Origin of the sequence: Microcoleus sp. Pol17C6, from assembly GCF_036701145.1 — a bacterium.
Classification (GTDB): Bacteria; Cyanobacteriota; Cyanobacteriia; order Cyanobacteriales; family Microcoleaceae; genus Microcoleus.
The window spans coordinates 1-6,982 of record NZ_JAUBQH010000112.1 but is presented as its reverse complement, the minus strand read 5'-3'; the positions used below and the strand labels follow the sequence as shown (position 1 = coordinate 6,982).

Below are 6,982 nucleotides of genomic sequence, written 5' to 3'. Positions count from 1 at the left end.
CGATATCCGCAATCACCTTGACAAGCTAGAACCTGGCAAAGGCAAGAACTCTTATACTTGCCCAGTGTGCGAAGGGAACAGGTTAACCATTGACCCCAAAAGCGGTAAATATAAGTGTTGGAGCGGTGGCTGTTCGACTGAAGATATCCGAGAAGCTATCCGACCACTGGCTGAATTCTTGGCCGAGCGCAACGGAGAGCAACCTGCACCCCAAGTTAAAAAACCAAAGGCTAAGAAAAAAGAATACCCACCCGCACCCATTCCGATCGGCGCAAAACTTCTCAAGTTACCCGCACCCGGAAAACCACCAGACCGGGAGCGGCTAACTTATTTTGTCAAAGACGTTCCGCGCAATGCGGCTCAAATTGCCTACAAATACAGCGACACTCAAAAGGTTTTGCGGTTTGAATGGCCAGAACCTACTCATCCCAAAGGGCGCGAGAAAACCTGCCGCCCAGTTCACATCGACCCCAACGGCAAAGAATCTATGAGCAAGGGTGATGTTCGCTGGCCGGCTTATCGGCTGGATGAAGTTGTTGGACTTTTGCAGACCGTCCCCGATAGCGAGCCCATTATCGTTCTGATGGTTGAGGGAGAACCCAACGTAGAACTTGCGCGGAGTGTCGGCATAGCAGCCCTAACCTTGCAAGGTGCTGACTGGAATCATCCCGAAATACAAATAATGCTAGAAGCACTGCGAGCGACGGGTACAAACGTCGTGATAGCAAAGTTGCGAGACAACGATGACGCGGGTATCAAAAAGGGTCAAGAAGTTTGGCTTCTTGCGCGTCACATCCAATTCCCTTGTGTAGTCATCGATCCGCGTGATATCTACCCAAATATTCCAGAGGCAGGTGATATTCGAGAAATCTTGGAAGCCATAGACAGTGAGGAATTTATTCAACGGGTGGAGGAAGCGGTCAATAGCGTTGCAAAGCAATCAACTCCTAATATTTCTTTAACTTCTCACCCGCGCACGCAAGAAAATGTAGTATGTTTGTCGTCCAATGGTAGCACAGGAGACTACATCCCAGATACCGCGCCGATTCCAGAGCAAAACTATGTGCAAAAAGCTGTCGAGGCACTGTATTCGGGCAGCCATTGGGTTTCTATAGCTGGTCAGCTTTACGGGTTCACGGGGACTCACTACGAGCTGCGACCAGAGACCATTGAGAAGCGACGCATCCTTGATTGGTTGAGCACTTACTCTGAATTCGTCAAAGGGAAGTATCGCTGTAACCGTGCGAATTCTGCCAGCGTCAACGAGGTCTATGCCTATGTTCTTCTGCGTGAGGCTGTAGACCCTAATACAATCAACCCCGATGGCTTAAATTGTCTCAATGGGGTGCTAAGAATTAATCCTGATGGTTCGCACTTACTCATGCCACATAGCCCTAGACAGGTTTATACCTATGTTGGTTGTAGGTATGACCCCAATATCGATGTGACGGATTGTGATCGCTTTCTAGAATGTTTGGAGCCGTCAGAGCGGGAAGTATTCTTGAGAACCGCTGCTGCTGGGTTGAATGTAAAACTTGTGCGTTCTAAGTTGACGGGCCGGGGCGTCAAAGGGCTGCTTTGTCAGGGCGAGGGTGCCAACGGGAAGGACACGGCGCGAACCATATTAGCCGCTGTATTTGGACGAGGGATGACTGGTAAATCGCTGTCTGACTTCCGAGCTTATGATACTGGTCGCAAGTTTTCTCTGGCAGGCATTGAGGGTGGTATCTGTAATTGGGCTTCAGAAAATACGGCAAAGGTTAATTTAGATGAGCTTCAGAGCCTTAAACAGTTTATTACTGGGGACATTCTTGACATTGAGCGCAAGGGCAAGGATGGCTATGAGTACAAGCCTGCTGCTATCTTTTTTGCAAACTGTAACAAGCTACCCGCCATCACCGGGGGAACGGCTGCGATTGATGACCGCTACGGCATATTGAGATTTAATAAGACCTACAAGCGCAACGCTGACCCGTCTCAGGGTGAATTAGAGGCTGACCCACGCTTTAAGGATGACGAGAATTTTATCCTTGAGAGGATTGCGCCGGCAATGCTTAACAAGATGTTGGAGCGGTTGCCACTGCTATTGACTGAAGGGATTGACTATAAAGCAACTCGTGAGGCGATGCGGGAAGCTCAGGAAGAGAGTCGCCACCTCTGGCAGTTTGCCCGTGAAGTTGGTTTGGAAGTTCAGGCAGGCGGTCGTGTCTGGGTTAAAGATTTGTGGGAGCAACTCCAAGCGTGGTATGAGGATGCAGGGATTTTAGAAAGAGATACTAGCGGCACCAAGGAGAAGTTGATTTGGAATGAACTTTCAAGTAAATACGACGCTCCTGTAAAAGCTATAAACCAGTTGGGGTCAAGGTTTAGTGAAATTTTCCCTAAGCTCCAGGTGTGCCGCCATAATGAACGAGACGAGATGGAGCGGAAAGGGCAAAGATATTTGCTTGGAGTTGGATTTGTACAAACCTCGCTACAGACTGCAAAAATTGCGTCACCATCGTCTCCAGTAGACACAGCAAGGAAAACCGCGTCACCAACTGCGTCACCACAACATACTGGTGACGCAGTTGGTGACGCAAAAACCCTCGCCCAGAGCGGTGGAGACGATGGTGACGCAATTTTTTCACCTTTCACGGAAGTTTGTAATTTACTCTCTCAACTTACCGATGATGAGCGGCGGAAGTTGGCAGATTTACTGGCACAACCTCAGCTATTGGCTTCCAAAGTTACTCCTGAAGATGCCCAGAAAATGCGAGATATAGCTGTGGACTTCTGGCCTGAATACTACCCAGAACAAATGCAAGCTCTCCAAACACAGATGTTTGGCTGGCAAGCACCAGGCAGTAAGTATGACGTAGCCACGCTTGCTGAATGGCTGGAAGGGGAAGAGGAAGTAGTTCGCAGTCGGATTGGTGAACTCATACATCACAGAGAAGGTTGAGGTCTAGCATCTCTTATTCTGAAAACTGCCGCTAGTGGGTTTGTGCCAGTAGTGGCAGTTTGGAGGATTAAGTGTAGTATGCCAGTTTGTAAAGTATTGTACCTAGGTATGTTACTTTATGAAAAGTATGTTATCGTGGTATTGTATCGAAAAAGTAACATACTATGGCTACTGACAAGAAACATATCGCCGTTTACCTTGCTCCCGAAATTGAGCAAGCATTGATTGCATTTTGCGAAGAGAAGGGCTTGAAATCCAAAAAAGGCACTATGTTCAGCGCCGGGGTAAATGCTGCACTAGCTGAATTCTTTGGCGTAGCGGGTACAGGAGAAAGTAACACACCATCGCAATCGAGTACCATACCCACTACGGCAAACAGTAACATACCTAGCTCGCTGAGTAACATATCGCCAATCTTGGAAAGTAACATACCTAGCGGAAGCTTTACGGTGGAGGTATTGCCGGGAAAACTCCAAGCCTGAGTGATGGTGAGGTTGAATCACTCAGGCAAGAATTAGTAGAAGCCCGTACCGACTATGCCAAGCTTCTAGAATCCAGTACCTATGTCACCAATAAGCTCAAGCAAGAAGCGCAGGAATTGCGATCGCAACTTGCGACAGAGCGCGCCGATCGGGAAGAAATCGAGGGTGAACTTTTTGCTTTAAAACAAAAATCAGCCACTGCCGGGAAAGATTTTCCTGACGCGGCCGACCTGCTTAACCAGTTGAAAGCCAAGCGGAAAAAATCCAAAACCGACTTGGCAGATATGGAAGCCATTTTAGAGATTTTGGAAAATTGAAGCCATAAAACTTTACAACCACCTCTTGACACGGTGGTTGTAAACCTGCACTGTAAAGGTAAGGAAGATTGATGCGCGACTGACAAGCGATTGGACCCGCTAGCCAAGTCACGACTTCCCCAAACCGTTCTCGTGAAACGTTTGGAGCTTAATAATTATGCCAACTTCGGCGCGGTTCCCTGAGGGGCGATCGCAACACTTTACATTTCCCCGGCGTGAACTCTTGCAGAGACTGGCATCGGTTACTTTGTTGTACCTAGTCCCGCGTCCTCAGTCTAAATATGGTTCCCCGCTATTTGTGATCGGTGATAAAGTCGCTGACTACTGGATTGATGAGTTTAACAAGGAGTGCATTGAGTACGGCAACGTGTGTGGTGTTTGTTGGCATCCTGACGAGAGAGAGTGGGCTTATTCAATCGAATGGACGGGCGGGGGGATGCCAGACTCTTGTTATCCGTGTTTTGACAACAATTTAACAATTGGCGGTGACTTGAGGCTTGTCAGTCATGCCTGAGCCGATGCGGTCACGCCGCCGAATCGAACACTTAAAGCAGCTTGCTTACGACTGCAATCTCACAAACGAGCAAGCACGAGAATTTGGAAAACTCACAGCAACAGCGACGTGGGAAAAGTTGCTGATGTCGCACGGGCTAGAGTTTGACCGCAAAACCGAACCGCGTGACACAGCATTACCCAGTCATGAACCTCCCCGCCAAATCAACCTACTTGAATGGGTAGACTTCGGGCAATTAATCGCTGTCAGCTTGGCATCGGTTGGGCTTGCTGTGCTTGTTTTGGGTTTGTGGCCTCGAATTAACCCGTTAAATCTTTTCCCTCCAGTCCGCATCAATATTCAAATAGGAGCATCAAAATAATGGGAACAATGACCCGACTGTTTGGCGGCGATGTTAGCGACGCCATCACGAGTAAATCTGAGAAACTGGCAGCGCCTACTGATGCCAAGGCAGTCACACCCTTAAATCCCGGCAACTTTGCTACCATCCGTACCGCAGCCATAATTGAAGCTCCGCAATATTTTAGTAAAGAGGAAGCCGACGAACGGAAAAAACTGGCGAAGGAAAAGATCGAAGGTGCAAGGTACACGAAAAAATACCTCAAAGCTACGAGCCAGATTGAGGAGGCAGATGCCACAGTACACGTAGCTTACCGCAAGCACCAAAGGGTACTCGCTACAACCGAATTTACAAAGAAAAAAGCCGATGTGGGCTTAGCTAAGCATTTACTGGGCTTAGCTCCTGGTTACGCCAAGCTAGGGGTAGGGCTTGAGAAAGCTGAAAATCGTGCCACTGAAAGGATTGCAGCAATTCAAGCCAAGCTTTTAGGAGGCACTGAGAAATGATTAAGGTGATCGCACTGGGGAATGCTTTTTTACTCACTGCGATTGCCAGCAGCCTTCTATGTTGGCTGGCATCGCTACATCCTTCTCTACTCCAATTCGTTCAAGCATTGTTTGCGCTCAAGCTTATCCTTTCTTGTTCTGCATGGCTTTTAGATGATGCCATCATCGCTATCCTAAAACTTGATTTGATGCAGTTTCGATTTCGGCTAATTGCAAGCACAGTCGGCGCTCTGGTCGGTGTGGGGGTGATGCTATGTCGCTCCTAAAAGTATCAGTTCTGAGCTTGTCAGGTGTTACCTTGTGGTTGCTTCCTCCTTTTGTTTTTTCCCGTCGAATCCCCCTGCACAATTTCATGCAAGGTGTTGCCCTGGTGTCTGGCTTCGCTTGCTATTTCGAGGCGCGCCGATGTGCTTTGAAGGTGGCGAAGGCGGAGGAATTCGAGGCACTGAAGCAAGCCGCTGTAGAGGCGGATGTTGTTCACGAATTATCAACCAGCATCTACGTTAGTGAGGAACAGCGCAAGAACGAGGCAGAACTGCTGATTGCGACTGACAAAAACCGAGAGCTGCTAGAGCGTACGCTGGCACTGAGTTCTGAAAATGAAGAGGAGAACGTTCAGCTAGCTGAGAACGACGCTGAGAACCAATTTCGAGAACGAATTTTGCAACTGCAAGCGCGGGGCTATGACAAGGCAAAAATCATCCTTGAAATCTGGGGAGCTTCAAAAGGTGGCTCCCAAAAATACAAGGATGCCGAGGCTGAATACAAGCGCTTAGTTGGGGAAGAGTAAACGTGGGCCGGGAGGGGGCTGGCTTATGGCCTGCCTCCCGGTCACGAATTGCAACCGGGTCTAGTGATACCCGGTATACACCCAAAAAATAAGCATAAAAACTTAGTCAGAAAGCAGCAAAATATCCCAAAAACTGCTTTTTCTGAAACCCTTTCCCAGCAAGCGTTTCTCTCCAAAAACTCACTCGTCGGTACTATGTACCGATGTGGTAGAGACTGGTTAGGAAAATAGAGGTAATTTTCCAGCCAAAATCTGTCTAAAATTTCGGACAAAGTTCTGCCCTCGCTCTCTCCAAAAAATCATTGGTCGCCCTTAAGGGCAATCACGCAGAGACCGCTTAGCCAAATCCTTGTCTAGCAAGCGTTTCTCTCAAAGAACTCACTCGTGGATGTTAATACCCATGTGGTAGAGACTGGCTAGGAAAAATCGGCCCTCAAAAAACTCCATTTACCGCGAAAATTATGCCCACAGGAAAGCCCAAAGTCGGAGTAGTTTACAAGTCAGCGGGCGCACCCGTAGACCCACCCAAGTGCATACCTGCAAAAGCCTATGAGAGGAAATACTTTGTATCGCTTTCTCAAATCAAGAGGTTGCTGGCAAAGAAGCTGCTGTGTGGAGTGAGGTACAAACGGCGGTTGTTTATTGAAGATGTACCGCCACCAATTTAATCGAAATTCAATGGATCAAGCATTGCTACAATCAATCACAAGCCCTACCTGCAGCAACACCGTACTCCTTGCTGGGGGTAGGCATCGTGAGATAAGGCAAATAGATCGGGCGAAACCAATGAATCAATGCAGCGTAAATTTCCGCACTGACAGGGCGGTTCCTTTCTGTATGCCCTAAATCTTTTAATCATTTGTAAACACCAAAAAACCGTTGCTTTCAATTGGAACCTGAGCGCAACGGTTTTGAGGATTCATCCACATTCAACTCGCCGTAGGGACGAGCTAAATTTCATGTACGACAATTCTACTCCGAACAACGGGCAAAATTCAAGCACAGCTTCATTCGATATCCGCAATCACCTTGACAAGCTAGAACCTGGCAAAGGCAAGAACTCTTATACTTGCCCAGTGTGCGAAGGGA

The 6,982-nt window shown here is 48.1% G+C and carries 9 protein-coding genes; all 9 read left to right on the top strand.

The features are described 5' to 3' along the window. A partial coding sequence (locus QUA25_RS28265; protein ID WP_333042981.1) for a DUF5906 domain-containing protein occupies positions 1-2,944 on the top strand: 2,944 nt, incomplete at its 5' end. A 164-nt stretch (positions 2,945-3,108) separates the two neighbouring features. Continuing rightward, complete coding sequence (locus tag QUA25_RS28260) at positions 3,109-3,426, top strand: hypothetical protein (protein WP_333042979.1); 318 nt, start codon at positions 3,109-3,111, stop codon at positions 3,424-3,426. A gap of 116 nt (positions 3,427-3,542) precedes the next feature. Further along, positions 3,543-3,743: a hypothetical protein gene (locus QUA25_RS28255; protein ID WP_333042977.1), complete on the top strand. Its 201-nt coding sequence runs from the start codon at positions 3,543-3,545 to the stop codon at positions 3,741-3,743. A gap of 157 nt (positions 3,744-3,900) precedes the next feature. Continuing rightward, positions 3,901-4,257, top strand: a complete 357-nt coding sequence (locus QUA25_RS28250) for a hypothetical protein (protein ID WP_333042976.1) — start codon at positions 3,901-3,903, stop codon at positions 4,255-4,257. Further along, positions 4,250-4,618 carry a hypothetical protein gene (locus QUA25_RS28245; protein ID WP_333042974.1) on the top strand — a complete coding sequence of 123 codons (369 nt, stop codon included), beginning with the start codon at positions 4,250-4,252 and terminating at the stop codon, positions 4,616-4,618. Before QUA25_RS28250 ends, QUA25_RS28245 begins: the two co-directional genes overlap by 8 nt. Further along, entirely contained in the window at positions 4,618-5,103 is a 486-nt protein-coding gene (locus QUA25_RS28240; protein ID WP_333042972.1) for a hypothetical protein, read from the top strand. The genes QUA25_RS28245 and QUA25_RS28240 overlap by 1 nt, the downstream gene beginning before the upstream one ends. Beyond that, positions 5,100-5,369 carry a hypothetical protein gene (locus tag QUA25_RS28235; RefSeq protein ID WP_333042971.1) on the top strand — a complete coding sequence of 90 codons (270 nt, stop codon included), beginning with the start codon at positions 5,100-5,102 and terminating at the stop codon, positions 5,367-5,369. The genes QUA25_RS28240 and QUA25_RS28235 overlap by 4 nt, the downstream gene beginning before the upstream one ends. Then, the gene (locus QUA25_RS28230) at positions 5,357-5,893 is read left to right on the top strand and encodes a hypothetical protein (protein ID WP_333042970.1); all 537 of its coding nucleotides are present in this window, start codon (positions 5,357-5,359) and stop codon (positions 5,891-5,893) included. The genes QUA25_RS28235 and QUA25_RS28230 overlap by 13 nt, the downstream gene beginning before the upstream one ends. A gap of 461 nt (positions 5,894-6,354) precedes the next feature. Next, positions 6,355-6,561 (top strand): hypothetical protein, encoded by a 207-nt coding sequence (locus QUA25_RS28225; RefSeq protein WP_333042969.1) that lies wholly within the window; start codon positions 6,355-6,357, stop codon positions 6,559-6,561. Positions 6,562-6,982 lie beyond the last annotated feature (421 nt).